The sequence below is a fragment of the Allobosea sp. 2RAB26 genome (assembly GCF_052115465.1).
Lineage (GTDB): Bacteria > Pseudomonadota > Alphaproteobacteria > Rhizobiales > Beijerinckiaceae > Allobosea.
The window spans coordinates 31,266-57,478 of record NZ_JBFRGS010000020.1; the positions used below are offsets into that span (position 1 = coordinate 31,266).

The 26,213-nt window shown below is 66.0% G+C and carries 29 protein-coding genes and 1 riboswitch; of the genes, 22 read left to right on the forward strand and 7 right to left on the reverse strand.

Annotation, left to right across the window (positions count from 1 at the left end):
• Positions 1 to 36: 36 nt before the first annotated feature.
• The 11 genes from AB4118_RS28410 to AB4118_RS28460 all read left to right on the forward strand — a co-directional run bounded on the left by AB4118_RS28410 (position 37) and on the right by AB4118_RS28460 (position 8,097).
• Positions 37 to 576: a TRAP transporter small permease gene (locus AB4118_RS28410; protein WP_441492899.1), complete on the forward strand. Its 540-nt coding sequence runs from the start codon at positions 37 to 39 to the stop codon at positions 574 to 576.
• The gene (locus AB4118_RS28415) at positions 573 to 1,853 is read left to right on the forward strand and encodes a TRAP transporter large permease subunit (protein WP_441492900.1); all 1,281 of its coding nucleotides are present in this window, start codon (positions 573 to 575) and stop codon (positions 1,851 to 1,853) included. Before AB4118_RS28410 ends, AB4118_RS28415 begins: the two co-directional genes overlap by 4 nt.
• Positions 1,854 to 1,939: 86 nt before the next feature.
• Positions 1,940 to 2,179: a hypothetical protein gene (locus AB4118_RS28420; RefSeq protein WP_441492901.1), complete on the forward strand. Its 240-nt coding sequence runs from the start codon at positions 1,940 to 1,942 to the stop codon at positions 2,177 to 2,179.
• Positions 2,180 to 2,369: 190 nt separating this feature from the next.
• Positions 2,370 to 2,502: riboswitch (TPP riboswitch) on the forward strand.
• A gap of 58 nt (positions 2,503 to 2,560) precedes the next feature.
• On the forward strand, positions 2,561 to 3,751 hold the full coding sequence (thiO, locus tag AB4118_RS28425; RefSeq protein ID WP_441492902.1) for a glycine oxidase ThiO: 1,191 nt from the start codon (positions 2,561 to 2,563) through the stop codon (positions 3,749 to 3,751).
• Positions 3,748 to 3,960, forward strand: a complete 213-nt coding sequence (gene thiS, locus AB4118_RS28430; RefSeq protein ID WP_441492903.1) for a sulfur carrier protein ThiS — start codon at positions 3,748 to 3,750, stop codon at positions 3,958 to 3,960. The genes thiO and thiS overlap by 4 nt, the downstream gene beginning before the upstream one ends.
• A 1-nt stretch (position 3,961) precedes the next feature.
• The gene (gene thiG, locus AB4118_RS28435) at positions 3,962 to 4,738 is read left to right on the forward strand and encodes a thiazole synthase (protein WP_441492904.1); all 777 of its coding nucleotides are present in this window, start codon (positions 3,962 to 3,964) and stop codon (positions 4,736 to 4,738) included.
• The gene (locus tag AB4118_RS28440) at positions 4,735 to 5,370 is read left to right on the forward strand and encodes a thiamine phosphate synthase (RefSeq protein ID WP_441492905.1); all 636 of its coding nucleotides are present in this window, start codon (positions 4,735 to 4,737) and stop codon (positions 5,368 to 5,370) included. The genes thiG and AB4118_RS28440 overlap by 4 nt, the downstream gene beginning before the upstream one ends.
• Positions 5,371 to 5,402: 32 nt before the next feature.
• Positions 5,403 to 5,945 carry a P-loop NTPase family protein gene (locus tag AB4118_RS28445; RefSeq protein ID WP_441492906.1) on the forward strand — a complete coding sequence of 181 codons (543 nt, stop codon included), beginning with the start codon at positions 5,403 to 5,405 and terminating at the stop codon, positions 5,943 to 5,945.
• Positions 5,942 to 6,319 carry a nuclear transport factor 2 family protein gene (locus AB4118_RS28450; RefSeq protein ID WP_441492907.1) on the forward strand — a complete coding sequence of 126 codons (378 nt, stop codon included), beginning with the start codon at positions 5,942 to 5,944 and terminating at the stop codon, positions 6,317 to 6,319. The genes AB4118_RS28445 and AB4118_RS28450 overlap by 4 nt, the downstream gene beginning before the upstream one ends.
• A 355-nt stretch (positions 6,320 to 6,674) precedes the next feature.
• Complete coding sequence (locus AB4118_RS28455) at positions 6,675 to 6,983, forward strand: helix-turn-helix domain-containing protein (RefSeq protein ID WP_441492908.1); 309 nt, start codon at positions 6,675 to 6,677, stop codon at positions 6,981 to 6,983.
• Entirely contained in the window at positions 6,973 to 8,097 is a 1,125-nt protein-coding gene (locus AB4118_RS28460) for a hypothetical protein (RefSeq protein WP_441492909.1), read from the forward strand. The genes AB4118_RS28455 and AB4118_RS28460 overlap by 11 nt, the downstream gene beginning before the upstream one ends.
• Positions 8,098 to 8,226: 129 nt before the next feature.
• Here the strand turns inward: AB4118_RS28460 and AB4118_RS28465 are convergent, their stop codons facing one another.
• The 3 genes from AB4118_RS28465 to AB4118_RS28475 all read right to left on the reverse strand — a co-directional run bounded on the left by AB4118_RS28465 (position 8,227) and on the right by AB4118_RS28475 (position 9,989).
• Positions 8,227 to 8,919, reverse strand: coding sequence for an acid phosphatase (locus AB4118_RS28465; protein WP_441492910.1), 693 nt, complete (start codon positions 8,917 to 8,919; stop codon positions 8,227 to 8,229).
• Between the two features lie 187 nt (positions 8,920 to 9,106).
• Positions 9,107 to 9,385 carry a hypothetical protein gene (locus tag AB4118_RS28470; RefSeq protein WP_441492911.1) on the reverse strand — a complete coding sequence of 93 codons (279 nt, stop codon included), beginning with the start codon at positions 9,383 to 9,385 and terminating at the stop codon, positions 9,107 to 9,109.
• 274 nt (positions 9,386 to 9,659) lie between these two features.
• Entirely contained in the window at positions 9,660 to 9,989 is a 330-nt protein-coding gene (locus tag AB4118_RS28475; protein ID WP_441492912.1) for a hypothetical protein, read from the reverse strand.
• 347 nt (positions 9,990 to 10,336) lie between these two features.
• Here AB4118_RS28475 and AB4118_RS28480 point away from each other — a divergent pair, with 347 nt between their 5' ends.
• The 9 genes from AB4118_RS28480 to AB4118_RS28520 all read left to right on the forward strand — a co-directional run bounded on the left by AB4118_RS28480 (position 10,337) and on the right by AB4118_RS28520 (position 18,749).
• A complete protein-coding gene (locus AB4118_RS28480) occupies positions 10,337 to 11,056 on the forward strand; it encodes an amino acid ABC transporter permease (RefSeq protein ID WP_441492913.1) in 720 nt (239 codons plus the stop codon).
• Entirely contained in the window at positions 11,053 to 11,709 is a 657-nt protein-coding gene (locus tag AB4118_RS28485; protein WP_441492914.1) for an amino acid ABC transporter permease, read from the forward strand. The genes AB4118_RS28480 and AB4118_RS28485 overlap by 4 nt, the downstream gene beginning before the upstream one ends.
• Positions 11,706 to 12,434 (forward strand): amino acid ABC transporter ATP-binding protein, encoded by a 729-nt coding sequence (locus tag AB4118_RS28490; protein ID WP_441492915.1) that lies wholly within the window; start codon positions 11,706 to 11,708, stop codon positions 12,432 to 12,434. The genes AB4118_RS28485 and AB4118_RS28490 overlap by 4 nt, the downstream gene beginning before the upstream one ends.
• Positions 12,435 to 12,443: 9 nt before the next feature.
• Positions 12,444 to 13,040 carry a helix-turn-helix domain-containing protein gene (locus tag AB4118_RS28495; RefSeq protein WP_441492916.1) on the forward strand — a complete coding sequence of 199 codons (597 nt, stop codon included), beginning with the start codon at positions 12,444 to 12,446 and terminating at the stop codon, positions 13,038 to 13,040.
• 121 nt (positions 13,041 to 13,161) lie between these two features.
• Positions 13,162 to 14,232 (forward strand): NAD/NADP octopine/nopaline dehydrogenase family protein, encoded by a 1,071-nt coding sequence (locus tag AB4118_RS28500; protein WP_441492917.1) that lies wholly within the window; start codon positions 13,162 to 13,164, stop codon positions 14,230 to 14,232.
• A gap of 52 nt (positions 14,233 to 14,284) precedes the next feature.
• On the forward strand, positions 14,285 to 15,154 hold the full coding sequence (locus tag AB4118_RS28505; RefSeq protein WP_441492918.1) for an amino acid ABC transporter substrate-binding protein: 870 nt from the start codon (positions 14,285 to 14,287) through the stop codon (positions 15,152 to 15,154).
• A 339-nt stretch (positions 15,155 to 15,493) separates the two neighbouring features.
• Entirely contained in the window at positions 15,494 to 16,507 is a 1,014-nt protein-coding gene (locus AB4118_RS28510; RefSeq protein WP_441492919.1) for a hypothetical protein, read from the forward strand.
• 29 nt (positions 16,508 to 16,536) lie between these two features.
• Positions 16,537 to 17,736: a M23 family metallopeptidase gene (locus AB4118_RS28515; RefSeq protein ID WP_441492920.1), complete on the forward strand. Its 1,200-nt coding sequence runs from the start codon at positions 16,537 to 16,539 to the stop codon at positions 17,734 to 17,736.
• A gap of 185 nt (positions 17,737 to 17,921) precedes the next feature.
• Complete coding sequence (locus tag AB4118_RS28520) at positions 17,922 to 18,749, forward strand: universal stress protein (RefSeq protein WP_441492921.1); 828 nt, start codon at positions 17,922 to 17,924, stop codon at positions 18,747 to 18,749.
• A 56-nt stretch (positions 18,750 to 18,805) separates the two neighbouring features.
• Here the strand turns inward: AB4118_RS28520 and AB4118_RS28525 are convergent, their stop codons facing one another.
• The 4 genes from AB4118_RS28525 to AB4118_RS28540 form a co-directional block, all read right to left on the reverse strand.
• Positions 18,806 to 19,132, reverse strand: coding sequence for an ATPase inhibitor subunit zeta (locus AB4118_RS28525; RefSeq protein ID WP_441492922.1), 327 nt, complete (start codon positions 19,130 to 19,132; stop codon positions 18,806 to 18,808).
• Between the two features lie 129 nt (positions 19,133 to 19,261).
• Entirely contained in the window at positions 19,262 to 20,944 is a 1,683-nt protein-coding gene (locus tag AB4118_RS28530) for a SulP family inorganic anion transporter (RefSeq protein WP_441492923.1), read from the reverse strand.
• A 296-nt stretch (positions 20,945 to 21,240) separates the two neighbouring features.
• The gene (locus AB4118_RS28535; protein WP_441492924.1) at positions 21,241 to 22,407 is read right to left on the reverse strand and encodes a hypothetical protein; all 1,167 of its coding nucleotides are present in this window, start codon (positions 22,405 to 22,407) and stop codon (positions 21,241 to 21,243) included.
• A 241-nt stretch (positions 22,408 to 22,648) separates the two neighbouring features.
• Positions 22,649 to 23,890: a cytochrome P450 gene (locus AB4118_RS28540; protein WP_441492925.1), complete on the reverse strand. Its 1,242-nt coding sequence runs from the start codon at positions 23,888 to 23,890 to the stop codon at positions 22,649 to 22,651.
• Positions 23,891 to 24,017: 127 nt separating this feature from the next.
• Here AB4118_RS28540 and AB4118_RS28545 point away from each other — a divergent pair, with 127 nt between their 5' ends.
• Complete coding sequence (locus AB4118_RS28545) at positions 24,018 to 24,983, forward strand: LysR family transcriptional regulator (RefSeq protein ID WP_441492926.1); 966 nt, start codon at positions 24,018 to 24,020, stop codon at positions 24,981 to 24,983.
• A 176-nt stretch (positions 24,984 to 25,159) separates the two neighbouring features.
• Entirely contained in the window at positions 25,160 to 26,191 is a 1,032-nt protein-coding gene (locus AB4118_RS28550; protein WP_441492927.1) for an SDR family oxidoreductase, read from the forward strand.
• Positions 26,192 to 26,213: the final 22 nt, after the last annotated feature.

Consider the following 26,213-nt stretch of genomic DNA (forward strand, 5'->3'; position numbering starts at 1 on the left):
TCAGGAAACGGCACCCCAATGAGGGCCGGAGGAAGCATGCAACGTCTCGAGCACTGGACCTTCCGGGTCCTTGAAATCGTCATGGTCGCGCTGCTCGCGGCCATGACGCTGATGGTCCTGGGCAATGTTGTCCTGCGCTATGTCTTCGATTCCGGCCTGGTGGTCTCCGAGGAATTGTCGCGCTTCCTGTTCGTCTGGCTGACCTTTACCGGTGCGGTCGTGGTGGCGCGCGAGAACATGCATCTCGGCGTCGAGACGCTGGTGGCGATGCTGGGGCGCCGCGGGCGCGTCGCCTGCCTCGTGCTGTCGGACCTCATCACGGTGCTCTGCTGTGTGGTGTTCTTCTGGGGCACCTGGCAACAGGCCGAGATCAACGCGACCTTCTATGCGCCTGTGACCGGCATTTCGATGCTCTGGGTCTACGGCATCGGTTTCTTCAGCAGCGCCGGCATCGGACTGATCGCCTGCGCCCGGCTGTGGCGCGCAGCGACGGGCCGGCTTTCGGATGATGAGATCGCCGCCTTTGCCGGCGAGCTCACCGCCGAAGCCGCCAAGCTCAAGGAGCAGATGCCGTGACGGTCGCCGTCTTCCTCACCGCCCTCAGCGCCGCCATGGCGGTCGGGGCGCCCATCGCCTTCGCGCTGATCTTCTGCGCGCTGGCGCTGATGCTCTGGATGGGCAATTTCGACAGCATCATCGTCGCCCAGACGATCATCGTCGGCGCCGACAATTTCCAGCTTCTGGCCGTTCCCTTCTTCATCCTCGCCGGCGAGCTGATGAATGCCGGCGGGCTGTCGAAGCGGATCATCAACTTCGCGCTGGCCTGCCTCGGGCATCTCCGCGGCGGGCTCGGCTATGTCGCCATCCTCGCGGCGCTGATCCTTGCGGCAATCTCCGGCTCAGCCGCCGCGGACACGGCAGCGCTCGCCGCCATCCTGATCCCGATTATGCGCAGCGCCGGCTACGACCTCGCGCGCTCGGCGGGGCTGATCGCGACCGGCGGCATCATCGCGCCGGTGATTCCGCCGTCGATCGGCTTCATTGTCTTCGGCGTCGCGGCGAATGTCTCGATCTCGCAGCTCTTCCTCGCCGGCGTCGTGCCTGGCCTCATGATGGGCGCGGCGCTGGTGGTGACCTGGTGGCTCACCGCGCGCAAGGACGATGTCCGGACCTTCCCGCGCCAGGGCTATCGCGAACGCGGGCGTGCCCTTGTCGAGGGCTTCTTCGCGCTGTTCATGCCAGTCCTGATCATCGGCGGCATCAAATGGGGCATCGTCACGCCGACCGAGGCAGCCGTTCTGGCCTGCGCCTACGCCTTCATCATCGGCATGTTCGTCTATCGCGAGCTCAAGGTCGCGATGCTGTTCGGGCTCCTGCTGAATGCAGCCAAGACCGCATCTGCCGTCATGTTCCTGATCGCGGCGGCGCTGGTCTCGGCCTGGCTGATCACCCAGGCCAATATCCCCGCCGAGCTGTCGCGGGTGCTCGAACCCTTCATGGGCAACCCTACGATCATCATGATCCTGCTCATGCTGCTCGTGCTCGTCGTCGGCACGGCGCTGGACTTCACACCCACCGTGCTGATCCTGACCCCGGTGATGATGCCGATCGTGAAGCAGGCCGGCATCGACCCGATCTATTTCGGCGTGCTGTTCATCATGAACAACGCCATCGGGCTGATCACGCCGCCGGTTGGCATCGTGCTGAACGTCGTCAGCGGCGTCTCGGGCGTCTCGATGGGGGCGGTGATGCGCGGCGTCTGGCCCTTCCTGGTTTCGCAGGTCGTGGTCCTAGTCCTGCTGATCCTGTTCCCCTCGCTCGTGTTGGTGCCGCTCGCCTGGCTGAAGGGGTGACGGCCATCGCAAGGGCAGGGCGTGGCCGCGCTGGGCGCGATCGGCCGGCGAGCTGGCGTCAGGCGAGGTGCTTCAGCAGCGCCTTGATGGTGATCAATGGCGTCACCGAGCGCGCCTGCAACGCCGTCACGTCGAGCTGGTCCATGGGCTGCTCGGGCAGGATCCGGACAAAGGCTTCCGGCTGTGATCGCTGCGTCCGCCAGAAAACCGGGCACAAGGGCGATACCGAGTCCCGCACGGGCCGCATGCAGGTGCTGAAGAAGATCGTCCACGACGGACAAGCACGGATCCGTGTCTTTGGTGCCGGCTCGGGTCGACGAGCCTGATGGCTACGACCCAGGCGGATACCGCATCGCCACCGCGCCTGAGCCGAACTCCAGCCGGCTCACGCGTTTCAAGGCGAGAGGCTTCGATAACCCCGCGAACACTCTCGGCCCGTGGCCCGCCAGCCACGGTCCCCCTGGCGTTTGTGTCGGGTTGGCTCTTGACCTGACTGCTGCCCCGGCTCCAGACTGCGCGCATTCCAGGGAGATCCCCGGCAAGGGGCTGAGAAACCGCTGGCAGACCGGGTGTTCCCCGGAGAGGCGCGCGGAAATCCTTCGAACCTGATCCGGCTGATACCGGCGGAGGGATGGAGCGTCGCGGCACTTGCCGGCAGCCGAGAGGCTGCCAGATCTCCTTCCCCGAGCGGGGCGAGGAGTTTGCCTATGCGAGGGCCGCCACACACCACCCTTCGTCGATCCGGAGCCGATCCTGGGCTCGTCGCCTGCGAGGTGCCGGCCTCCACCGATATCGCCATCATTGGCGGTGGCCTGATCGGCCTGTCCATCGCCTGGCGACTGGCGCGGCGCGGCCTTGATGTGACCGTTTTCGAGCGTGGCACGATCGGACAAGGGGCAAGCCTTGCCGCGACCGGCATGCTGGCCGCGGCCGCCGAGCTGGAGCCGGGCGGCGAGGAGCATCTGCCACTGGCGCTCGAAAGCCAGAGGCTCTGGCCGGGTTTTGCGCGCGAGCTCGAAGCCGATAGCGGGCTCGGCATCGACTATCGCCGGGACGGTGTCCTGCTGGTCGCGCTGGGGCGTGAGGAGGTCGAGCGCCTGCGTTTCCGCCATGACATGCAGCGGCGCGCCGAGGTTGAGGCTGCATGGCTCGGCGGGGCGCAATGCCGCGAACGCGAGCCCGGGCTGAGGCCCTCGGTCGTTGCCGGCATTCTCTGCCCGGCCGACCATCAGGTCGATCCGCCGCGCGTCATGGCGGCGCTGCGACGCTCCTGTCTCGCGGCCGGAGCGCACCTGGTCGAAGCCTGCGAGGCCGAGCCGGAGCTGGCCGGAGGTCGCGCTCTCGGCGTCTCGACGCCGCGCGGGCTCTGCAAGGCCCCGATCGTGATTGCGGCCGCCGGCGCCTGGACCAGATTTCAGGGGCTCGACATCCCCGTCCGCCCGCTCAAGGGCCAGTCACTCGCCCTGCGCAGCAGGCCCGAGACCGGCACGCTCGCGCGTGTCGTCTGGACCGAGCAGGTGCATCTCGCTCCCAAGAGCGACGGCACTCTCCTCGTCGGCGCCACCATGGAAGAACGCGGCTTCGACGACAGCGTGACCGCTGGCGGCGTCTATGCCCTGCTCGACGGCGCCCGGCGCGCACTGCCCTCGATCGAGGAGATGCCGGTCGAGGCGATCTGGTCCGGCTTCCGCCCGACCTCGATCGACGATGCGCCGATCCTTGGTGAGACGGGGATAGCGGGCCTGCTCGTTGCGACCGGGCATCACCGCAACGGCTATCTGCTCGCCCCCGTCACGGCAGCCGCGATCGAGCAACTCCTCGTCGAGGATCGCATCACGGGACCGGCCGCGTCGTTCGGCCAGGCGCGCTTCACCCCCTGTCTGGAGGCAACCTCATGAAACTCATCATCAATGGCAAGGACCGCGATAGCGCAGCGGAGAATCTGGCGGCGCTTTGGCAGGAGGAGACGGCCGAGATGGACTTGCCGGGTCCGCAGGGCTTCGCGATCGCGCTCAATGGCACCGTGGTCCGGCAGGTCGACTGGGCGCAGACGCCTCTGTCGCGCAACGACCGCGTCGAAATCATCCGTGCCTTCGCAGGGGGCTGACATGAGCTCTCCGATCGAGGCCCTTACCATCGCGGGCACGGCATTGTCGTCGCGGCTCCTCATTGGCACGGCCGGCTATCCGAGCCAGCGCATCATGGTCGATGCCATCGAGGCCAGCGGTTCGGACCTTGTCACGCTCTCCCTGCGTCGCATTTCGCTGCAGGGCCATGGCTCCGACACGGTGCGCCTGCTTGCCGGCCGCCGCTTCCTGCCCAACACGGCAGGCTGCGAAACCGCGCGCGACGCGATCCTCACCGCCGAGCTTGCACGCGAGGCGCTTGGCACCAACTGGATCAAGCTCGAGGTGATCGGCGATCGCGAGACGCTCTATCCCGATGTCGGTGAGTTGCTGGAGGCGACGCGCCAGTTCGTCGACAAGGGCTTCGTCGTCCTGCCCTATTGCAACGACGATCCGGTGATTTGCGCTCGCCTGGCTGATCTCGGGGCCGCCGCCGTGATGCCGATGGGGTCGCTGATCGGCTCGGGCATGGGCGTCGCCAATCCGGCCAATCTCGAGCTGATCTGTGCCCGCTCGCCCGTGCCCGTGATCGTTGATGCCGGCATCGGCACGGCCTCCGACGCGGTGATCGCCATGGAATGCGGCGCGAGCGGGGTTCTGCTCAACACCGCCGTCGCCAAGGCCGATGATCCGGTGCGAATGGCACTCGCCATGCGTCACGCCGTCGAGGCCGGCTGGAACGCCCGCCTGGCGGGGCGCATTCCGCGGCGTGGGCGGGCTCAGCCGTCCAGCCCGCAGCTCGGGCTTGTGGGGTCGTGAACAGGCTGCCCGACCGGCTGCTCGTCGTCACCGACCGGCATCAGGCCGTGAAGCCCTTGCCGCAGCTTGTCTCTGCGGCGCTCGCCGGCGGGGCACGCTGGATCTGGCTGCGCGATCGCGATCTCGATCAGCCGGAACGCCGCAGCCTGGCGCAGCAGCTGCATGAGCTCGTGAGCATGGCGGATGCGGTTCTGACGATCGGCGGTGATGTTGATCTCGCCGCCCGGGTCGGGGCACGGGGCGTCCATCTGCAATCGGCTGGGGCGATCTCCGCGGCCCGCGCCGTGCTCGGCGTCTCCGCGCTGATCGGCGTTTCCGCGCATGACGAGGCCGATATCCGGGCGGCAGCAGCGGCAGGCGCCGATTATGTCACGGTAAGCCCGATCTTCACGACGGCGAGCAAGCCCGGCTATGGCCCGGCCCTGGGCCTGACCGTGCTGCGGCGCTGGGCAGCGATCGGGCTGCCGGTCGTGGCCCTTGGCGGCATCACCTGCGACCGCGCGCCACTCTGCATCGAGGCTGGTGCTGTGGGCGTTGCAGTGATGGGGGAGGTGATGCGAGCCGTGGATACGGCCACGACCATTCGCAGCCTTCGCGCCTGCGCGCTGATGAGTCCACGCGCTGGTGTATGAGCAGGTCGAAACGAGAGGAATGGCCTGCGCCGATGCGACGGATCGTGATCCTGGGGAATGCCGGCAGCGGCAAGTCGACGCTCGCGCGAGCACTGGGCAAGCGCCTTGCGCTGCCGGTCGTGCATCTCGACCGCCTGTTCTGGGAAGCCGGCTGGACAAAGGCCGAGCCCGGGCTCTTTCGGGATCGCGTGCGGGACGCCGTGTCCGGCGATGCCTGGATCTGCGAGGGCAACTACTCCCGCCAGACCTTCGAACTGAGGCTGCCGCGCGCCGATATCGTCATCTGGCTCGACACCCCGCGGACGACCTGCCTGGCCCGCGTCCTCTGGCGCAGCATCCTGAACCGGCCGCGGCCGGATCTCCCCGATGGCTGCACCGAAAAGCTGGATGCGGAATTCCTCGGCTTCCTCCGATATGTCTGGGCCTTCGATAGGGACAAGCGACCGCATATCGAGCGCGAGCGGGTCGCGACGGCCGCCAATGTCCCGGTGGTCTATCTCCGCGACGCCGGACAGATCTCGGCATTCGTGAATGCGACATCGGTCGGGCAGGGCGGCGCGGGGAGGGCACGGTGAAACAGGATCTCGACCTGATCAGGGGGCTGGAGGAAGAGCTGTTCAAGCCGTCGGTTCGAACCTCTCCGGAAGCCCTTGATCGGCTTCTGGCGGATGGTTTTGTCGAATTCTGCCGCTCCGGCGGCGTCCATGACAAGACCGAGGTGATCCGAAGTCTTGCCGAGGGCAATGCCCAGACGGTCGAGGTGCCGGCAGCCAGGGATTTCGTTCTCCGATCCCTGGCCGACGACGTGGTCCTGCTGACCTATCTGAGCTTTCGTGTCGCCCATGGCCGGGAAGAGCGGCACACGCTGCGAAGCTCGATCTGGCGGTTCATCGACGGCCGCTGGCAGATGGTCTTTCACCAGGGAACGCCTGCTGGCCAGCCGTCCTGACGGGGGGCTTCGTGGGGGGCTTGAGCCGCCCCGGCGGTGTTGACCCAGATCCGCGATCGTCCCTCCCGCTGCGCCCGGGCGGGACAATCGCAATCGCCATCACCACGCCGAGCCCGGCCTCAAGCCCGGCGCCGTTCGAGTGCGTGCTCGATCCGGGCCGACATCCGGCGCAAGGCACGGTGCAGATGGTCGCGCATGAAACCCCGGCAGTTTCGCCGCGCCGAGGACCGTCGTAGCAAAGCTGACGAAGTCCAATGTGGGACATTTCGGTGTACTTGACGCCGCGTCTGCAATCTCTTGATACTGCGTGCGGCGAAGCAGATCCGGCGACGCAAAAAGCGGGCAAGGGCGGCTGATGACTGTCGAGGAGGCGGCCGCGTTCGTCGCGCAGAGCGAGGAGATGCTTGCGGGTGCGGAAGCGGTACGCCGGCTGCAGCGTTGCTACGAGGCGATCAACGGCGACGATCGCGCCGGCGAGACGCTGGGCGCCATCGCATTTTCCTTCGGCTTCCGCAGCGAGGCGCAGTTCAGCCGCACCTTCAAGGAGCGTTTCGGCATGGCGCCGCGCGAGTTGAGATCAGTCGCCCGCGAGCGCGGCGTCAACATGCTGCCGCCGACCACGGTCGGCGTCGCCCCGGATTTGGTGCAACGACTTGAGCGCTGACATCCTGCCGCAATATAGGCCCGTGCCGATCCCGTCCGGCCGGGGCGAAGCGCTGTCGGTGCCGGAGGCAATCGCCTACACAACGCGATGGATCGACATCCGCCTTTCGCCCGGGGAGGACTTCGACGCGCATCAGATGCGCTGGCTCATGACACAGCTCGCCATCCGGGCGCTTGCCGAAACGATCAAGACAGGCGGCGACGGCTCGGCATACTCGGACCGTCTCCATCAGTCATACACAGTCCTCAGGAGGGCGCAGGCGGCGCTGAGCGACGGCAAACATCAGTGGTGGGGCAGCCCGGCTGAAGACCAGGCCCGGAAGGCTGCCGAGCGTGTGATGTGGCAGCGGCGCGATCCGGGCCGCGGATACGTGGAGGGCTACGAAAGCCGCTATCAGACCTGGCTCCGCGAGGACCAGTTCAACAGCTGCGTCGCAGACTATCTGGCGCAACCGTGGATGCGGCACCCTGTCCTCGATTGGATGCTCGTCGATGCGATCGTGACGCACGAACTGTCTAGGTTCGGGGAAGCGGTGAAGAAAGCAGAAGAACCGGGGGATCCATGGCGCCGGGGTCGCTATTTGAGGGCCCGCGGCAACCTCGAGAAGCTCCGGAAGCTCGAATGGAAGGCCGACTTCCAGCTGCAATTGGCGTCTGCCGCCTTTTTTATCGTTGTGCCTCTGTTGGGGATAGGGGCGGCCTTCCACTTTGATTGGACAACAACCGGCATATGGCTGTTGGGCATCTACACCCTCGTCGTGATCAACGAACTATGGTCGCTGGTGGTCAAGCTGATCCGTCGCAGCGTACCAGGTCCCGAGAGCAGTTCTCAAACGCTGTGGCGCGAGATGTACGAGGTCTGGCGACTGCTTGAAGGGCCGGTCGTCAACCCGATGCTCGTGGGCGCCGAGTTGGCCAGAACGACAAGGAGGGGAGCTGGATGGAACAGCGCTGCCTGGTCGATCGTCGTGCGCGCGATGGAGCATGATCCACTGGAGTGGGTCGTCGTGCCGGCCGAGCGGGACGCGGCACGCAGCGATGCCGGTCGCCAGGACGGAGCCAGATCGGCGCCGTCTCAATCGTTGAATCCCACATCGTCCGCTTCGTCATCGTAAGGCAGCTTGATGCCGCGCTGCTGGCGCTCTTCTTGGATGGCGCTGTGACGGCTTCGTCTGCTGGCCGATCGGCTGGCGCGGGTTCGGAAGGGGAGAGACCCGCCGCCGAACCCGTCTCTCGCTGATCGCTCAGAGGCCGAGCACCTTGCGCAGCTCCGCCTTGGCGGCGGCGAACTCGGTCTGGAAGTCCTGCTGCTCCATAATGCGCGCTGCGATAACCGAGCCTGCGATGCGGCCGGCGTCGATATCGGAGCGATAATGGATTCCGCCGATCACGCGGTTCCAGCCATAGATCCAGGCCCTGTCCATGATCTCGGTGCGCTTTTCCGGAACCATGTTCGACAGCACGATGCCCATCAAGGTCCCGACGGTGGTGTGGCCGGAGGGATAGGCGCCGGAATTCGAGACCTTCACCACAGGCTTGACCAGCGGGCTCGCCTGATGCGGCCGCGGCCGCTTCCAGCTGTCCTTGGCCGGATCGACCACCGCGCCCTCGGTCGCGACGATCCGATCGAAGAAGGCCGAAAAGACGGGCAGCGCCTCAGTCTTGAAGGCCGGGCCCATCACGTCGGCGAAGCGCCAGACATCCTCGACGGCATCGGCCTGGGCCAGCGCTTCCATCTCGGGCGTGCGCGTAACCTGAATGGTGAGGACCTCACCGATCTCGGCCTTCGTCTGGACGGAGTCCGGCGCCGGGGGCGGCTTCAGGACGGCTGTGAGGTCGATCGTCTTGCCGGTCGCGAAGGGTTTCGCATCCTCGGCATGGGCGGGAGAGAAAGCCAGCGTGGCGGCTGTCAGAAGAGCGAATGCTATATGGCGCATGGTTGTGGTCCCTGTTGGCCAGGGATCGACGCTCCCCACATATGACAGTGTGATGTAGGTCAATCTCCCGCCGCGCGGTCCTTCTCGCCTTCGGTCGGCGCCCCGGCGGCGACGTCTCGAGCGATTCGCGCCAGGGACATGCCGCGCGCGCCCAGGGAGGTATTTCGCCTCCAGCGTCCTTAGCGTCTCAATTGTAGGATTCCACCTCGTCCGCTTCGTCATCGTAAAGCAGCTTCATCAGCATGACGTAGCGATTGAGCGAGGCCATGCTGAGATCGCGCAGGCATCTCTCGCGAAGCTTGAGGGCTTCTGCGCGAATGCTCAGGCGCAGTTCAGGCGTGTGGATGCTGAACGCCTCGCTCCAGTCGAGCAGATGATGCAGGTCCTTGTCCCAGACCGGGCAGGTCCGCGATTGAAATGTCCTGTGCTGCGGGGCGTCCGCCGCGATCGCAGAGGTCGCCGCCACCAAGGCGACGCATGCAAACGAGAACAAGGGCAAGAGCAGAGGCCTTTGGAGCGACCGGCCTGACATTGCAATCTCTCCCGCTCGAGGATGTAGCCAGGATTCCAGGCAGGCTCAGCCGCTCAGTCTCACCCGTCCGTGTCACCTGAAAAACCCGAGCTCGTATGTGATCTTCATCACATACGAGCTCGGACAGTTCGACAAAGGTGCTGGGCGGCAATTTCAAATGGGGGGGGCAAAACGGGGGCAGAAAGAATAGATCTTCATATAGTACATATTACTTACCGTCTATATTGATAGAAACATAAACTATTGTGATTATATTATCATATTGTTGATATTCAACGTGGTTCAGTAGAGTGTATTTCGTCGCCCGATATCGATCATTCATTTCCAATTTCGATTGATCATGCCCCGATCGTTCCGGGGCCATCCAGAAGGCGCGCGCGGCTGCCACCAGCGGCCTCGCGCGCCAGTTTTCAGCGTGACCCGGTTCGGACGCGGAGGCTGTGGTTTCCGTCCGCGCGGCGTGAAGTCGGTCGATCCGGGGTAGGATGGTGTCGCGCCAGTCCCGCGCCTCGCTGGGATCGCCGACGGCCTGGGCCATGCGCCGCATCCCGAAGCGTCCGAGGCCGATGATCGCGAACCGGTCGGTTTCAGCACAGGGCTCCTCCGCCGTGCAATGAGGGGAGAGGTCAGTGAACTGCCGGTCCAGGAGGGCACTCCGGCCACTGGAAGGACGCTATGTCCGCGCCCCACGGATTTTGCATGGCAGCCGGCCGGGCATTGCCATGGCCAGTTGCGCTTCGCATGGCTCAATATCATGACGGCCTGTTGACAATCCCCGACGGCCGATCTCATCATTCCGGTATAGTGGAATCTTGGGAGGGATTCGATGGGGACTCGGTGGATGGCAGCGGTCCCTGGATCACGGCTTAGCCGTGCATCCGCGGCATGAATTACCGCTGGAACTGGTCCATCCTCCTGCAGGAGCCCTATTGGGAGTGGCTGTGGAGCGGCGTGCAATGGACGCTGGCCATCAGCTTGGTCAGCTGGGTCCTGGCGCTGACGATCGGTCTTGGCGTTGGCATTGCGCGCAGCCTGCCGGCTCGTGGCGCTCGCCTGGTCGCGGGCATCTATATCGATGTCTTCCGCAATATCCCGCCGCTGGTCCAGCTCTTCCTCTGGTTCTTCGTTCTGCCCGAGATCGTGCCCGAAACCATCGGGCTCTGGCTGAAGCGCGATCTGCCTTACCCTGAGTTCGTCACGGCGGTCGTCGCGATCGGCCTGTTCGCCGGATCGCGCGTCGCCGAGCAGGTCCGGGCCGGGATCGAGGCGGTCGGAAATCCGCTGCTGCCGGCCGCGCTGGCAACGGGGCTTCGTCCTGTCCAGGCCTTCCGGCTGGTCGTGCTGCCGCTCGGTCTTCGCGCCATCGTCGGGCCGCTGACCTCCGAATTCCTGATCACGATCAAGCTGTCATCGCTGAGCCTGACGATCGGTGTCCTCGAACTGACGGCGCAGAGCCGCCATGTCGAGAACTATACCTTCCAGGGGCTCGAGGCCTTCACCTTCGCCACTGTCGGCTATCTCGTCATCGGCTTGTGCGTGACGGCGCTGATGCGCCTCATCGACGACCGCATCGGCGGCTCGGCCCTGCGGAAGGCCGCGACATGAACGATTTCGACTGGGGCGTCATCGCCCGCTCCTGGAGCTTTCTCGCCGAGGGCATGGCGCTGAGCGCGCTGCTCGTGCTGGTCGCGACTGTGGGCGGGCTGGTGCTCGGCTTCGGCCTCGCCCTGATGCGGCTGTCGACCCATCGCTTCATCGCGGTGCCGGCTGCGGCCTATGTCACCGTCATGCGCTCCCTGCCGCTCGTGCTGGTGCTGTTCTGGTTCTATTTCCTGATCCCGCTGGCGATCGGACGGCCGATCGGCTCGCTGATGTCGGCGCTGATCGCCTTCGTGATGTTCGAGGCCGCCTTCTACTGCGAGATCATCCGCGCGGGCATCGCCAATGTCCGCAAGGGGCAGGCTGAAGCCGGCCTCGCCACCGGCCTGCGTCGCAGCCAGGTGATGCGCCATATCGTCATGCCGCAGGCGCTGCGGGCGATGATGCCGCTGGTCCTAAACCAGATCGTCATCGTCTTCCAGGACACGTCCCTGGTCTATGTCGTGGCGCTGCATGATTTCCTGACGACAGCCAGCATCGTCGCCTCGCGCGATGGGCGGCCGACCGAAATGTATACGCTGGTCGCCGTCGTCTATCTCATCATCTGCCTGTCGGCGACGAAGGCGGTCGAGTTCTACAGGAAGGGCCGCACGACATGATCGCCGTCGAGGACGTGCACAAATCCTATGGCAAGCTGCAGATCCTGCGCGGCTGCTCGGCAACCGTTCGCCAGGGCGAGGTCGTGGTGATCTGCGGCCCGTCGGGCTCGGGCAAGAGCACGCTGATCAAATGCGTCAATGGCCTCGTGCCGTTCGAGCGCGGCACGATCACCGTCAACGGCGTCTCGGTGTCCGATCCCAGGACCGACCTGCCGGCCCTGCGCTCGCGCATCGGCATGGTCTTCCAGAGCTTCGAGCTCTATCCGCACATGACCGCGCTGGAGAATGTCAGCCTGGCGCAGATCCATGTCCTGAAGCGCTCCCGGGCCGAAGCCGATGAGCGCTCGGAGAAGATCCTGATGCGGGTCGGGCTCGGCAACAAGCTGACGAGCCGACCGAGCCAGCTCTCCGGAGGCCAGCAGCAGCGCGTCGGCATCGCACGCGCGCTCGCCATGGACCCGGCCGCCATGCTGTTCGACGAGCCGACCTCGGCGCTCGATCCCGAAATGATCAACGAGGTGCTGGAGGTGATGCAGGAACTGGCGCTCGAAGGCATGACCATGATGGTCGTGACGCATGAGATGGGCTTCGCGCAGCGCGTGGCCGACCGGGTGCTGTTCATGGATGGCGGCGAGATCCTCGAGGACACGCCCAAGGCGCAGTTCTTCACTGCGCCGGCGACCGAGCGCGCCAAGCAGTTCCTGACCAAGGTCCTGACACACTAGGCCGCCGGCATGACAGAGCTGAGCGCCCCCCAGATCGGACCGATCCTCCAGCGCCAGCGCAAGGCGCGGGGGTTGACGTTGCAGCAGCTCGCAGCCGTCTCCGGCGTGTCGAAATCGATGCTGTCGCAGATCGAGCGGGGCGAGGCCAATCCAACCTTCGCGGTGCTCTGGAGCCTGACGCGTGGGCTGCAGATCGAGATTTCCGCACTCCTCCAAGGCAGCGAATCCTCGCCCGGCGGCAGCGCGATCGAGATCGTCCCGCCGGAGCATACGCCGGAGATCCGCAGTGCCGACGGTTCCTGCCAGCTGCGCATCCTCAGCCCGCCGAGCCTGGCCGGCACGGTCGAATGGTACGATGTCGAGATCGCCGGCCATGGCCGGCTCGACAGCGCTGCGCATGCGCCGGGCGCGGTCGAGCATTTCACGGTCCTGTCGGGCCAGTTCGTCATTGCGAGCGGGTCCTCGCGCTATCCGGTCAAGGCCGGCGAGACGGCGCGCTATCCCGTGGATGTGCCCCACTCGATCTGCAACGAGCTTGATCAGCCGGCCCGCGGCCTGATGGTTCTGCTCTACCAGAAGGTCCGGCAGGAGCGAGGTTCTACTTGAGCGTGTTCCGTTATAGTGGATTCAACCGGGCCGCCGTGAGGCCTGGACCCCCGCAGGTCCCGGCTCCCGCGCCGGCTCGCCGCCGCCCCTTATCGTCCCCCGATCCAAAGGCCCAAATCCCATGCGCGTGAGTATCCTTGGAGCAGGCGCCGCCGCCTATGGCGCTGCCGCCCAGCTTTCGGTCAGTGGGCATGATCCCATGCTCTGGTCGCCCTCCGGCCAGGGCACGACCGAGCTGGCGGCGGGGGCCCCCTTGCGGGCCAGCGGCGCGATCGAGACGAGTTTCCATCCCCGCATCGCCCATAGCGCGAAGGAGGCCGTGACCGGTTCCGACGTGGTGATGCTGGCCATGCCGGGCAACGCGCACAAGATGGCGCTGGAGGCGACGGCCGAGCATCTGCGCGAGGGGCAACCGGTCATCATCAGCTCGCACGCCTCCTTCGGGGCGCTCTATCTCTCGCGGCTCCTGGCCGAGCGCGGCATCCGCGCGCCGATCATCGCCTGGGGCACGACGCTGACGACTGGGCGCAGGGCCTCGCCGACCGAGGCCGCGGTCAATTCGCTGCGCTCGAAGATCGACATCGCGACCGTGCCGGAAACCGGGCTCGACGAGGGCCACGCGCTCTGCACCGCGCTGTTCGGCGATCGCTTCGTCAAGCGCGACGGGCTGCTCGCGATCGCGCTCAGCAATCTCAACCCGCAGAACCATCTTGCGATCGCGCTGTTCAACCTCACCCGGATGGAGCGCGGCGAACGCTGGGGCCAGGCCGAGAACGTCACTCCGGCGGTCGGGCGTGTCATGGAGCTGCTCGACGCGGAGCGCCTGGCGATCGCGCAGGCTTTCGACGTCTCGGTGCGGACGATCAAGGAGCATTACGCCTTTTCCTACCAGCTGCCGGTCGCGAGCATCGCCGAGATGAATGCGGAGCTGCATCAGCGCGGCAATGGCGGCTTCGGCCCGGCGACCCTGACCAGCCGCTATGTGCTCGAGGATGCGCCTTTCGGCCTGCTGCCGACGGTCCTGCTCGGGCGGCTCGCCGGGCAGCCCGCGACGCTGCACGAGGCTGGACTGACCATGCTGTCTGCCGCCTATGGTCGCGACTTTGTCGGGGATAACGACCTGCTGCCCGCGCTCGGCTTCGAGCAGATGAGCCGCGAGCAGCTGCGGGAGCGGACCCGCACTGGATTCTAGAACTCCCGCACACCGGCCGGTGCTCGGGCAATCGCTACAAAGGGAGAAGAACATGAGACGGAACCTTGTCGCTGCGATCGGCGGGCTCTTGGCCTTCGGCCTGGCCGCCACGGCCCAGGCCCAGGAGGTGGACGCGATCGTCAAGAAATTGCGCGACACCAACACCATCACCATGGGGATTCGCGAAACGCTCTACCCCTATGGCTTCCTCGACAATGACAAGAAGCCGTCCGGCTACTCCGTCGAGTTCTGCCAGCGCATCATCGAGGACATCAAGGCGGAGCTGAAGCTGCCCGACCTCAAGGTCAAATACGTGCCGGTCAGCATCCAGAACCGCCAGGCGCTCGTCGCCAACGGCACGGTCGATCTCGAATGCGGCGGTACGGTCAACACCTTCGGCCGCAACAAGCAGGTCGATTTCTCCTCGGTCTCCTATGTCTCGTCGAGCCAGCTGCTCGTCCTGAAGAATTCCGGCATCACCAAATACGAGGATCTGAACGGCAAGATCGTCGCAGTCGCCACCGGCGGCAGCAGCGAGCCTGACCTGAAGAAGCTCATCGCCGAGAAGGGCCTCAACATCCGCATCCAGAATGTCGACGACCACGCTGCCGCGCTGATCTCTGTCGAGACGCGGCGTGCCGACGCCTATTTCAGTGACAACGGCGCCTTCTACAGCTTGATCCGGCAGTCGAAGAACCCGGACGCCCTGACCATCGTCGGCACCGAATACGGCTATGCGCCGCAGGGCTTCATGGTGCCCAAGCTCAACCCGACGGTTCTCTGGATCGTCAATCACGCCATGGCGAAGATGTTCAAATCAGGCGAGGCCGAAACCCTGTTCAACAAGTGGTTCGGCCCCTTCGGCGCCCAGGTCTCACCGAAGCTCAAGGCCGCGTGGGCGACGCAATCCTACGCGGAGTAAGCAGCCTCAGGCGTTCCGTTCGGCCTCTTCATGAAGCCGGACGGAACGCCTGCGCAGCCGGGCAGCCGTCTCTTGAAGGGGCAGCCGCTGGAATGACAGGCTCGTCCCCGGCAAGCTCGGGGCAGTGGATGATCGCGGCGCGCCGGCAGGCTCTCCAAGGCGCTGCACAGCACTGAACAGCGACGTTCCGGCCTTGAACGATCCGGGAAGCCGGAGACAGGTCGGGGACCGCAGCGCAATTTAAACCAACTCCGCCTGCCGTGCTGGTGTCGCGCCCGGCGGTCCACTAGCATCCGCCGGGATCACTCCGCGAGGGCGGGGCAATCCCTGGGGGCGGCCGTGAACCATTTTGGCGTGGAGATCGGCCAGCAGCCCCTCGAAAAATCCTGGTTCAACCTCGCGTTGAAGCTGAAACTCACCGCGCTTGCCCTGGGCTGCCCGACCAACAAGGAACTCTGCGCGCGCTTTGCGGCGGTCAATCCCGCCACCTTGTTCGTCACCCAGAACGCCTACAAATGGCTCTCGGGCAAGGCGATGCCGCGCACCTCCAGCGTCTATGAGGATTGGGCGAGGGTGCTCGGCGGTGCGCTGACGGCGCCCTTCCTGGCCTCGTCCTCGTTCGAGGAGTTCCAGCACGCGATGAGCGCCCGCTTCGGCGTGCCGGAAACCGTGCTTGCGACGCTCCGGGGCGAGGCCGGTCTGCGGCCGGTGCCGGCGCCGGGCCCGGTCACCCCATCTCCCACCCGGGCGGGGGCACGACAGCCCGGCGAGCATTGGCTGGCCGGAACCTATCTCGCGATTTCGCCGGCCTGGTCGCGTGTCGAGGCGGGCCGGCTGATCATCGGCGCGATGCGGGTCTACGCCGATGCGATGCAGCAATTGCAGATCAGCTACTGCGAAAGCCTGTTCAACCGCCCGGTCGCGATGGAGGGGCAGCTGCTCAGCGACGGGCGAACCGCGCAAAGCGCCCTGACATGTTCCTATACGCACCGCCTGTTTTTCCTGGCGCTGAACGTGCCCACTCCGCCCGCCAATCTGATCGGCGGCATTCTCAGCGGCGCGGCAGTCCATGATCCCAATGCCCGCGCTGTCGCCTGCCGCATCCTGTTCGTGCGGGCGCATGGCCGCAGCATCGAGGATCTGGCCGCGCGCATGGGCTATCTCGATGCGGACGCGGACGGAATCGAGCAGGAGCTGACCGGCCTGGGTTACCGCGCCGATGCCGCCAGGCGGGACCTCGCGGCGAGCATCCTCACCGCGCTCGGCATGCATTCGACCTCCGCGCTTTGCGAAGCCGCCCCCAGGGATTTCACCGATATCGAGCTGACGCTCGACCGGTTGGCGCCCGCCTGATCCCCCGAAATCCGCAACAGGACGCTGCGATGTACCCATTGACCGGAATGATGCGTCTTACGGCAATCGCCGTCGTGGTCCCGCTGTCCTTGTCGGGCACGGCCCGGGCGCAATCCGCGGCCACCCCGCAGCAGGGCGTGACGTTGACGGGGCTCATCGGCAAGGTCCTGTTCGCGCCGCAGCCCGTGCTCGGCTCCGATGGTCGCCAGCATATCGTCTACGAGTTGCAGCTCTCGAATGTGACCGGCGAGCGCGTCGTGATGAAGCGGTTCACGCTCTATGGCGACGACGACAAGGAGCCGCTCGCGACGCTGGACGAGGCCGAGATCGCGCGGCGTTTCTCCCCCGGTGGCCGGCGCGGCAATGAGACGGCGGAGCTGGGCGGCTATCAATACGGGGTCGCCTTTCTCCACATCGCGCTGCCGCAGGGGCGCGCGGCACCGCAGCGGCTGACGCATAAGGTCGATGCCTGGTTCGATCAGTTCAAGGCGGATGCCGCGATCCAGCTGGGCGCGACCGCAGTCACGACAGCGGCGCCGCCGGTTCTGGGGCCGCCGCTTCGGGGCGAAAACTATATCGCGGGCGACGGCTGCTGCGATTCCACCCGGCATGTCCGGGCCCTTTTGCCGCTGAACGGCGCTTTTCGTCTCGCCCAGCGCTTTGCCATCGATTGGGAGAAGCTTGGCGGGGATGGCCGACTCTTCGCGGGCGATAGGAAGCAGGTCGCGAGCTATCACATCTATGGCCAGCCTATCCTGGCGGTGAGCGACGGCACCATCGTCGATATGCGTGCCGATCTTGCCGATCAGGTCCCCGGAGCGCTTCCCGGCGGGCTGCCGATCGGCGAGGCCGACGGCAATTTCGCGGTGCTGGATATCGGCGGTGGCGCCTTCGTGCTCTACGCCCATATGCAACCCGGCAGCGTCCGCGTCAGGACCGGCGACAGGGTGCGCCGCGGCGATGTCATCGGCGCGGTCGGCAATACCGGCAACAGTTCGGAGCCGCATCTGCACCTGCATGTCATGGACGGGCCCTCGCCACTTCTCGCCAATGGCCTGCCCTATGTCTTCGAGGCCGCCACGGTGAAGGCGGTCGATCTGGCGGGCACTGCGGATTTCGACCGGGCGGCGGAAACCGGCTCGCCTGTCAGCCTGACGCCGCTCGTGCCTCCGCTAGTGATCAGGCGCGCGCTTCCGCTTGATCTCACTATTGTCGACTGGGGCAACTGAAAGGCCGCGGCGAGGGGATGGCGGGCTCCGGTCGGGCGCCTGGCAGTCCCTCTCGGCTGTCACGTCGCCCGGCGCATCGAAGGAGACAAACCTGCGCCGGCTGGGGCGACCGGATGATCGCGGCAGACCGGCATGCTATCCAAGGCGCCGAAGAGATCGTCGCGATTCCGGAATGAGGTGTTCACATGGCTGAAACGAGCAAAGCGCCTCCCGTTGAAGTCCTGATCGCCAGCGATTTTTCGGCCAGGGCCGATCGCCCGCTCGAACGCGCCTTGCGCCTTGCCGAGGCATGGCGGGCGAGGCTCGCCATCGCCCATGTCCTCGAGGACGCTGTTCCGAACCTGGCGGAAACGACGGCGCGGCTGCGCGCCGAGCTGCCGCCGGCCGCGGCGCAGGCTGAGTTCGTCGTCCGGGTCGGCTCGGCCCCGACCGTGCTGGCGGATCTGGCGGTGGAGCGGGGCAGCGCCGTCATCATCACCGGCGTCGCGCGCTTCAACAGCCTCGGCGACTATGTCACCGGGACGGCGGTCGACCATATCGTGCGCCATGCCTCCGTGCCGGTGCTGGTCGTCCGCAAGCGGGCGGAGCGCCCCTATGACCGCATCCTCGTCGCCACGGATTTCTCCGAGTGCTCGCGCGCGGCCTTGCTGGCCGCCGCCGCGCTCTTTCCGACGGCGCGTCTCGTGCTGCTGCACGTCAACCCGCAGGCGACGACCGGCCGCTACAAGGTCGAGGGCGCGGCGGACCATTTGCACGCCGAGGCTGCGGAAGACATGGCAGAGTTCCTGGCGGCCGCAGAGCTTCCGCAGGCCGTGCGGGATCGCATCGAGCCGGTCCTGGACGATGGGGCCGTGGTCAATGTGATCAAGCGCCAGGTGCAGGAGACCGGCGTCAGTCTCGTCGTCGTCGGCGCCCATCGCAGCCGGGGGCTGGTGCAGGATGCGATCGGCAGCCATGCCGAAGGGGTGCTCCGGGGCGTCGATGCGGACGTGCTCCTGGTCCGGGAGGCTTGAGCCGCCGGGCCGCGCAAAGGCCGGAACCGCCGCCGCCAGCCAATCTTCGGCCGGCCTCAGCGCGACAGGAGATTGCGTGCGAGCTTCACCGCTGCAGCATCGCGGGAACCGCCCCGTGTTGTCGGCATGAGGCTCCCTGCTTTGAGCAGGAATTCGGTCATGACGCGTAGAATCTGCTCGTCCGATTGGGCAACGCCCGCGGCATCAAAGTCCTTGCGGATCTTGCTGAACACGTCACTGCGCGCGGGATCGACCGTGCTTCTGGCGAGGTCATCCGAATAGGCATCGGCGTCCCGGCCCGTGAGTGCCAATTTCTCGGCGGCCCACCTGCCGAGGAGCTTGTTGCGGATGATCGTCCTCTGCACATCGTTGGAACTGGTCATTCGAAATTCTCCGATTGCCGGCCGTTGAATGCGCCTTCCTCAGTATGCTCGTGGCCCGATGGATCGCATCGCTGGAGCGGATGCAGGCTCGGGATCGTATGTCGACAAAGCCGATTGGACATCGGCCTCTCACGCTTTTGGGTCAGGAACCAATCCGGCAGCGTTTGCCGATAGCGCGTTCAACGCCGTGTAGCGTTCGATGGCGGCGCGTGCGTTGAAGAGCAACCGGTCCGGGCCGAGCAGCGTGGCCAAACCTGCACGGCGAATGACCTCGAGCGCGCCAGGATTGAGGCCCACGAACCAGACGGTGACACCCCGTTCCGTCATGCCCTTCTCGCCTTCCTGCAGCATCTGGAGGGCCGAGTACTCGATGTCTGGAACGCGGCTGAAGTCGAGTGCGAGGACGCGCGGCTTATGCTGACCAACAAGAGCGGTGATCTGGTCAGCCACATCCTGGGCATTGATGAAGAAGAGCCGCCCTTCCGGCCGCAGGATCAACAACCCCTCGAAGGTTTCGTCATCAGGGTTTTCAGGATCGAGAGGGCGGAGCACGTCGGCTCCGCGCTTGCGGCCGATGACCGTAATCCGGGGATGGAATGTCTGGCTGGCCAGGCCGATCAGCGAAAGGATGACCGCGATGACGATACCCTGAAGGGTTCCAAAGATCAGGACGCCAATGGTTGCGACGATCGCCCAGCCGAACTCCATCCTGCGCACCTTGCGAATGGCGTTGAACTCCGCCGGCTGGATAAGCGGAATGGAGTAGACGATGACGATGGCTGCCAGCGTGGCATTCGGCAGGAGCCCGAGCAAAGGTGCGAACAGGAGCATGGTTGCAAGGGCCGCCGCCGCTGTCACCAGCGAGGCAGCCTGGGTTCGCCCGCCCGCCGCGCGAACAACGCCCGTTTGCGACGTGCCGCCGCCGCCCGGCATCGCGCCGAGCAAGGAGCCGGCAATGTTGGCTGCGCCTGTCGCCACCAGCTCGCGATTGGCATTGATCGGAGGATCGCGAGGTCGAACGAAAGCCCGGCCTGCAGCAATGGTTTCGGTGAAACTCATCAGGGCAATCCCGAGCGCTCCCGGCAGCAGTTGCTGCACCAACGCAAGATCGGGGAGCGTCACTGAGGGAAGGCCCTGCGGGATATGCCCTACGGTCGAGACACCCTGAGCGCCCAGGTGAAAGATCCATGACGCTGCGATGGCAGTGGCCACTGCGATGAGTGGGGCGGGTGAATGCGGCTTCAGACGCTCCATCCCGATCAGAACGATCGCGGTCGCCGCCGCCACTGCGGCAGTGAGCAGCGACGTCTCCGGAAGCGCGCGCACGACGCTTAGAATGTCGGCAAAGAAGGACTGCTTGGTGATGTGCACTCCGAAGAGCTTGGGGGCCTGGTCCAGCAGGATGACGAGGCCGATGCCGGCCTTGAAGCCGGTGAGGACCGGTGCCGAGATGAAATTGGCGAGGAAGCCCAGGCGCAGGAGCCTGGCGAGCAGCAACAAGGCGCCAACCAGGGCGGTCAGCGTCGCCGTCGCGGTGAGCAGCTTGGCCGGGTCGCCGTCCGGGACGACTGCACCGAGCTGGGCGCCAGTCAGGATCGCGAGCGTGGTGGTGGAACTGACGCTGAGCACACGGGAGGAGCCGAGCCATCCGTAGACGGCCATTGGCACAAGGGATGTGTAGAGGCCAACCTGCACCGGCAGGCCCGCCACAGTAGCGTATGCCATGGCCTTGGGCAGCACGACGGCAGCCGCCGTAAGCCCCGCGACGACGTCAAAGCGGAGCCCACCGGCATTCTGGTCGTTCTCGTGCATTGAACCAGCCTGCATTGACACAGCCACTGAACGTAAGCTCGAAAGCTCGGAATATGCAAAGGAGACCGAACGTCTCCTCTGGCGCGATCCGGCCCGGCCGTGTCGATGCGCTCGACGTCCGGAAGCCACCCTCCTGCGGCATTCCGGCAGCCCGCTAACCGGTTGGACCGCGTCGGTCTTCCCTGCCAGTAGGACGCCCGTGCGGGAGCCAGACGTCCGATTCAATCCACTCGCTCCGGCCTCCCTCCGACCCCGGTCTTGCCCAGCCCCGCCTCTTGCCCAGGCCCTCGTCTTGCCTAAGCCCGCGTCTTGGCCATCGCGGCAAGCGCCTTTTCGTCCCTGAGCAGGCGGATGACGGGCAGGGCGGTGTCGTCGCCCACGGGCAGGCCGAGCGCCTCGGCAATGGTGTTGCGCCACTCCTCCGCCTCGCTGGGATCGCTGACGACCCAGACCGTGCGCCGCGTCCGGAAGCGCTGGATGCCGACGATCGCGAGCTGGTTGAAGACGATCCTGCGCAGCGCGCTCTGGTCGACCGGGCGCTTGGCGGTCGCCTCGGCCGCAGTCGCCGTGGTCGGCTTCGGCAGCGGCGGCTCGACCAGGAGCGCATCGACATCGTCGACGATGAGCAGGTCGACATTGCGCCAGGGCCAGAGGATGCGGCCATCCTGTTCCTCAAGCGGCGGGTGGCCGGAATCGACGTCTTCCTTGCGCTCGACCGCGGCCTCGAACAGCTTCACCAGGGTGGTGTAGCGCGCAATCCCGAGCCGGAAGGCGTATTCGGTGCCGATGCCGCAGGCGAGGCAGGTCTTGCCCGAGCCGACCGTGCCGGTGAGCAGCACATGCGGAAAACGCGGCGCGTTCGCGCCCTTCGTCGGCGGCTCCGACAGGGCGATCAGCGCGTCGCGGTAGCCGGGATCCGGCCTTTCGATGGTCGAGCAGAGATTGGTCAGGCGGAACAGGAAGGGCAGGCCGACCTGCTGGAAGGTCATCTTGCGCTTCACCCACCAGAGCACCAGCAGCGTGGCGGGCACGAGCATGACCAGCAGCGCGACGATGGCCTGGACGCCGCCGAGCCCCGAGGCGCCGGCGACGATCGCGCCCGCGCCGATGAAGAACAGCGCGGTCGCGACATTCCACCAGAGCTCGCGGCGGTTGAACGGAAAGAGCGGGCCCTGGCGCCGGCGCTCGCGGACGATGTCGAGCACCTCCTTGACGATCCAGAGCAGCATATTGAGCAGGGCAGCGATGATCGCAGTCTTCCAGGCCGGAAGATCGGTGAAGAGGGCGGCGAGTATCCAGCTGAACAGGAAGGTGATCTGGAAGCCGAGGCCGAAATGACCGAATTGATCGGCGGTCCAAACATAGCTGACGGTCGGAGTCTGCTGCACATCCTTGCCGAACCAGTCATATCGCAATTGCGATACGATTTCCTTGAGCGAAGGTGGCGTAAGCTTCTTGTCCATGGGGCCGCATCTCGCTCAGGGAACGCAGAAACGTCGGATTCACTGGAATGTCGGGGGAAGGTAGGCGCAGGAAGAGCTTACGCGGATGCTAGCAGCTTCATGCGAGCCGGCAAGAGCGCCGTTACGTCAGGGCGTGATCCGGCGAGAGATGTTGTGCGTGCCGCGTTGCCGCCGCTGGACGCATGGCATGGGCGCTCCACGGCCTATCGGCTTTCAGGGGTTCCGTTTCGCAGGCAGCCACTCAGCGCTTGAACAAGGGCGTGCGGACATGCCCCGACGCGGCATAGGACAGGCCGGCCTCCAGGCGCTCCAGTGGCACGCCGCGCGTCAGCAGATGCCCGACCGCGATCTCGACGATCAGAGCTGCGACCTTGTCCGCGGGGCAGGCATGGCGACCGGCGCCGAATTCCAGGGATTTGGGTTCCTTGCGCGCGATATCGAAGCGATCCGGCTCGGGATTGAGCGCGGGATCGCGGTTCGCGGCTGCCAGGAGCACGATGATCAGATCGCCCTGACGCAGATTATGTCCGGCAATCCTGCCGTCGCGCGCCATGAAACGGAAGGTGCTGCTGGTGACGGTGTCGCAGCGCGCCACCTCCTGGATGAGCGGGCGGAGATATGTCCGATCGGCCTCGACCTGCCGGAGGAGTTCCGGCCGCCGGGCCAGTGCGAGCAGTGTCAACCCGATCAGCGAGGCCATTCCGGCGAAACCCTGGACCATGTAGCCAAGGGCGTTGGCGATCACATCCCTTTCGTCGTCGCAGCCGAGACGCGTCGCTTCGCGCAGCAGCGCCTGGAATAACGGGCCCCGCTGCGCGTCGGCGGACCCGACGGCACTGGCGAGGTCGAGCAGCGCCTGCGCGCCGTGATGCCCCGATCTCAGCAAGTCGGGCGTCATCGCGGGAATTCCGGTTCCAGCAGATGCGGCCGCGGTCCCATAGGCGGCGAGCCATCCCATGACGTCGCCGAAGCGTTCGCGGGGAATGCCGAGCAGCAGCGCGATGACCTGCATGGGCAGTGCGAACATGAACTGCGTCGTGGTCGCTTCATCGAGCCTCGGCCCGAGTTCGTCGTCGAGCTCGGCCGCACGCCTGTGTGCCAGGGCCGCGACCTCGCCGAGATCGAGGCCGCGCACGGCGTTCGTGACCGCCTCCTTCAGCCTGCCTCGCGCCTCGTCATCCCGCAGGCGCACGAGCCGGCCAAAGATCTCCGCTGCTGCGCCGCCCTGCAGCGCCGCAGGGATGGGCTCGCTCAAGGGGCGGGTCAGGCAGATCGCGCTGGTCAGGACCTCGGTGACCGCGGCAGCGCTTGCCGCCACCCACCAGCCATTGGCCTCGTCCCGGAAGAAGGGGCGTTCGCGGGCGAGCCGGCCGTAATAGGGGTAGGGATCGGGATGCGATGGCGCAGCGCGAACATGGGCCGGGGAGTGGTCCGCAGAGAACGGGGGAGCAGGGACCGGGGGCGCCGAAATTCTCGCCGTCATGGTGCTGCTCCGTCCGGTTCGCGCCGCGGCGCCGTATTTGCTTCCTCTTCGATAGCGCTTGCCCTCGCATCCGTCGAAATCATAATTTCTCTGGGGTCGATCAGTTTTTTGCATGGGCGTGTCTTTCATGGGCCTGGACAGCGAAGCGCTTCTGACGTTCGTCACCATCCATCAGGCCAAGGGTTTTTCCAGCGCCGCGGAGGTGCTCGGCCGTTCGCAGCCGGCGATCAGCCGGCGCATCGCCTTGCTCGAGGATGAACTCGGCGTGCCGGTCTTCGAGCGCGCCTCCGGGGGCGTGGTGCTCAGCGAAGCCGGCCGCGCGCTGCTGCCCCACGCAGAACGCGTGCTTGCGGCGCTGCGCGACGCGGAAAGCGCGATCAAGGCGCTGCGCACGGAGGTCGCCGGCCGCGTCGCGATCGTGGCAGTAGGCACGCTCGCCGGCACGAACCTCACTGCGGTTCTCAAGCGCTTCGCCGCCGATCATCCAAAGGTCGATCTCTCGATCAGCACCGCGACCAGCGCAGAGGTGAGCGACCGGGTCCGGCGCGGCGAAGCGATGATCGGGCTGCGCTATCTCCTCGACATCGCGCCGGATCTCGTCTGCGAGCATATCGCCTCGGAGACAATGGTCGTGGCCTGTTCCGTCCAGCATCGTTTTGCGGGCAAGCGGCTCGGATCGCTCGCGGCGCTATGCCATGAACCCTGGTTTGCGTTCCGCAATGCCTATGATCAGCGCGAGACCTTCGCCGACAACATCTTCGCGCAGTTTCAGGCGCGTGGCATCGGCGAGGTCCGCTGGACATCGGTCGACAGCCTGAACGCGATGAAGCGGCTGGTCGAGGCCGGTCTCGGCATCGCGTTGCTGCCAGAAAGCGCAATCGACGAGGAGCGGCGGCTTGGCTCGCTCGCGACGATTCCGGTCGCGGATCTGCACGTCGCCAATCCGATTTATGCGGTCCTGCGCCGAGGCGGCTATCTCAGCCCCGCCACGCTCCATCTGCTGGCATTGCTGCGCTCCGCGCCTGGCCTCGCGAATGGCCGCTTCGTTGCACGGCAGGACGAAGAGGGGCCGCTTCCGCCAGACATGCGCTGACAGGGATGAGCAGCAGTTCACGGAGAGGCTGATGCGGCCCGATGATCGGAGGGCAGGGCGAACGCGTCACCGATCAGGATCGAGGCCCGAACGGAAGCGGCCGATCCCGCCCTGGCAGTGGAACCCGGGCCGGCGACGCCCGTTCAACAATGGCGTTCGCTGTAACGGAGGCCATGATGGCAAAACCCTCGAGCACGCCGCGCGCGAAGAGCACGCCGCAAGCCAAGAGCACGCCGAAAGCGAAGCCGAATAGCGCGACAGATTCCGCCATCCAGCAGCAGCGCCGGATCCAGAGACAGGTGGCGCGGTCGGATGCGAAGCCGGCAAAGGCGAAATCCGGCGCGATGCAGGCAGGGGCGCGACGTTATCCCGAGCCGCCCTTCAGGAAGCACCATCAGGCCAAGCCAGGTTCTGAGGCGGTGCTCGATCCGGCCCCGATGTATGATGCGCCCTATTACAAGGGCTCGGGTAAGCTGGAGGGCAAGGTCGCCATCATTACGGGCGGCGATTCCGGTATCGGACGCTCGGTCGCCGTGCTCTTCGCGCGCGAGGGTGCCGATGTCGCGATCCTGCATCTCGGCGAGGCGGGGGACGCGAAGGTGACCGGGCAGGCGATCGAGGCCGAGGGGCGGCGCTGCCTCGTCATCCCCGGCGATGTCCGGGATTCAGGCTTCTGCCGGAAGGCGGTGGCCAAGGTCGTCAAGACCTTCGGCAAGCTCGATGTGCTCGTCAACAACGCCGCCTTCCAGGTCCATTCCCCACGGTTCGAGGATCTGAGCGAAGAGCATTTCGATACGACGCTGAAGACCAATCTCTACGGCTATTTCCACATGTCGCAGGCGGCCCTCGACCATATGAAAGCCGGCGGCGCCATCGTGAATTCCGGCTCCGTCACCGGGCTGATGGGCAGTGAGGCGCTGATCGACTATTCCATGACGAAGGGCGGCATCCATGCTTTTACCCGCTCGCTCGCCGCCCATCTCGTGCCGCGCGGGATCAGGGTCAATGCGGTCGCGCCCGGTCCCGTCTGGACGCCGCTCAATCCATCCGACAAGACGGCCGAGGATGTCGCGACATTCGGGGCGCAGACACCGATGAAGTGCCCGGCCCAGCCCGAGGAAATCGCCCCGGCCTATGTCTTCCTCGCCTCGCCGCACTGCTCCAGCTACATCACCGGGGAGATCCTCCCGATCATCGGCGGCTACTAGCATCGGCCCGAAAAGCCGATGC

Bases quoted from the DNA above. Each gene is read 5' to 3' on its own strand.
- thiG (WP_441492904.1), top strand. From the start codon at position 3,962: ATGAGCTCTCCGATCGAGGCCCTTACCATCGCGGGCACGGCATTGTCG.
- AB4118_RS28490 (WP_441492915.1), top strand. From the start codon at position 11,706: ATGATCGCCGTCGAGGACGTGCACAAATCCTATGGCAAGCTGCAGATC.
- thiO (WP_441492902.1), top strand. From the start codon at position 2,561: ATGCGAGGGCCGCCACACACCACCCTTCGTCGATCCGGAGCCGATCCT.
- AB4118_RS28525 (WP_441492922.1), bottom strand. From the start codon at position 19,132: ATGACCAGTTCCAACGATGTGCAGAGGACGATCATCCGCAACAAGCTC.
- AB4118_RS28515 (WP_441492920.1), top strand. From the start codon at position 16,537: ATGTACCCATTGACCGGAATGATGCGTCTTACGGCAATCGCCGTCGTG.
- AB4118_RS28485 (WP_441492914.1), top strand. From the start codon at position 11,053: ATGAACGATTTCGACTGGGGCGTCATCGCCCGCTCCTGGAGCTTTCTC.
- AB4118_RS28455 (WP_441492908.1), top strand. From the start codon at position 6,675: ATGACTGTCGAGGAGGCGGCCGCGTTCGTCGCGCAGAGCGAGGAGATG.
- AB4118_RS28505 (WP_441492918.1), top strand. From the start codon at position 14,285: ATGAGACGGAACCTTGTCGCTGCGATCGGCGGGCTCTTGGCCTTCGGC.
- AB4118_RS28410 (WP_441492899.1), top strand. From the start codon at position 37: ATGCAACGTCTCGAGCACTGGACCTTCCGGGTCCTTGAAATCGTCATG.
- AB4118_RS28465 (WP_441492910.1), bottom strand. From the start codon at position 8,919: ATGCGCCATATAGCATTCGCTCTTCTGACAGCCGCCACGCTGGCTTTC.
- AB4118_RS28550 (WP_441492927.1), top strand. From the start codon at position 25,160: ATGGCAAAACCCTCGAGCACGCCGCGCGCGAAGAGCACGCCGCAAGCC.
- AB4118_RS28520 (WP_441492921.1), top strand. From the start codon at position 17,922: ATGGCTGAAACGAGCAAAGCGCCTCCCGTTGAAGTCCTGATCGCCAGC.
- AB4118_RS28475 (WP_441492912.1), bottom strand. From the start codon at position 9,989: ATGGCCCAGGCCGTCGGCGATCCCAGCGAGGCGCGGGACTGGCGCGAC.
- AB4118_RS28420 (WP_441492901.1), top strand. From the start codon at position 1,940: ATGGTGATCAATGGCGTCACCGAGCGCGCCTGCAACGCCGTCACGTCG.
- AB4118_RS28530 (WP_441492923.1), bottom strand. From the start codon at position 20,944: ATGCACGAGAACGACCAGAATGCCGGTGGGCTCCGCTTTGACGTCGTC.
- AB4118_RS28545 (WP_441492926.1), top strand. From the start codon at position 24,018: ATGGGCCTGGACAGCGAAGCGCTTCTGACGTTCGTCACCATCCATCAG.
- AB4118_RS28445 (WP_441492906.1), top strand. From the start codon at position 5,403: ATGCGACGGATCGTGATCCTGGGGAATGCCGGCAGCGGCAAGTCGACG.
- AB4118_RS28480 (WP_441492913.1), top strand. From the start codon at position 10,337: ATGAATTACCGCTGGAACTGGTCCATCCTCCTGCAGGAGCCCTATTGG.
- AB4118_RS28500 (WP_441492917.1), top strand. From the start codon at position 13,162: ATGCGCGTGAGTATCCTTGGAGCAGGCGCCGCCGCCTATGGCGCTGCC.
- AB4118_RS28540 (WP_441492925.1), bottom strand. From the start codon at position 23,890: ATGACGGCGAGAATTTCGGCGCCCCCGGTCCCTGCTCCCCCGTTCTCT.
- AB4118_RS28535 (WP_441492924.1), bottom strand. From the start codon at position 22,407: ATGGACAAGAAGCTTACGCCACCTTCGCTCAAGGAAATCGTATCGCAA.
- thiS (WP_441492903.1), top strand. From the start codon at position 3,748: ATGAAACTCATCATCAATGGCAAGGACCGCGATAGCGCAGCGGAGAAT.
- AB4118_RS28495 (WP_441492916.1), top strand. From the start codon at position 12,444: ATGACAGAGCTGAGCGCCCCCCAGATCGGACCGATCCTCCAGCGCCAG.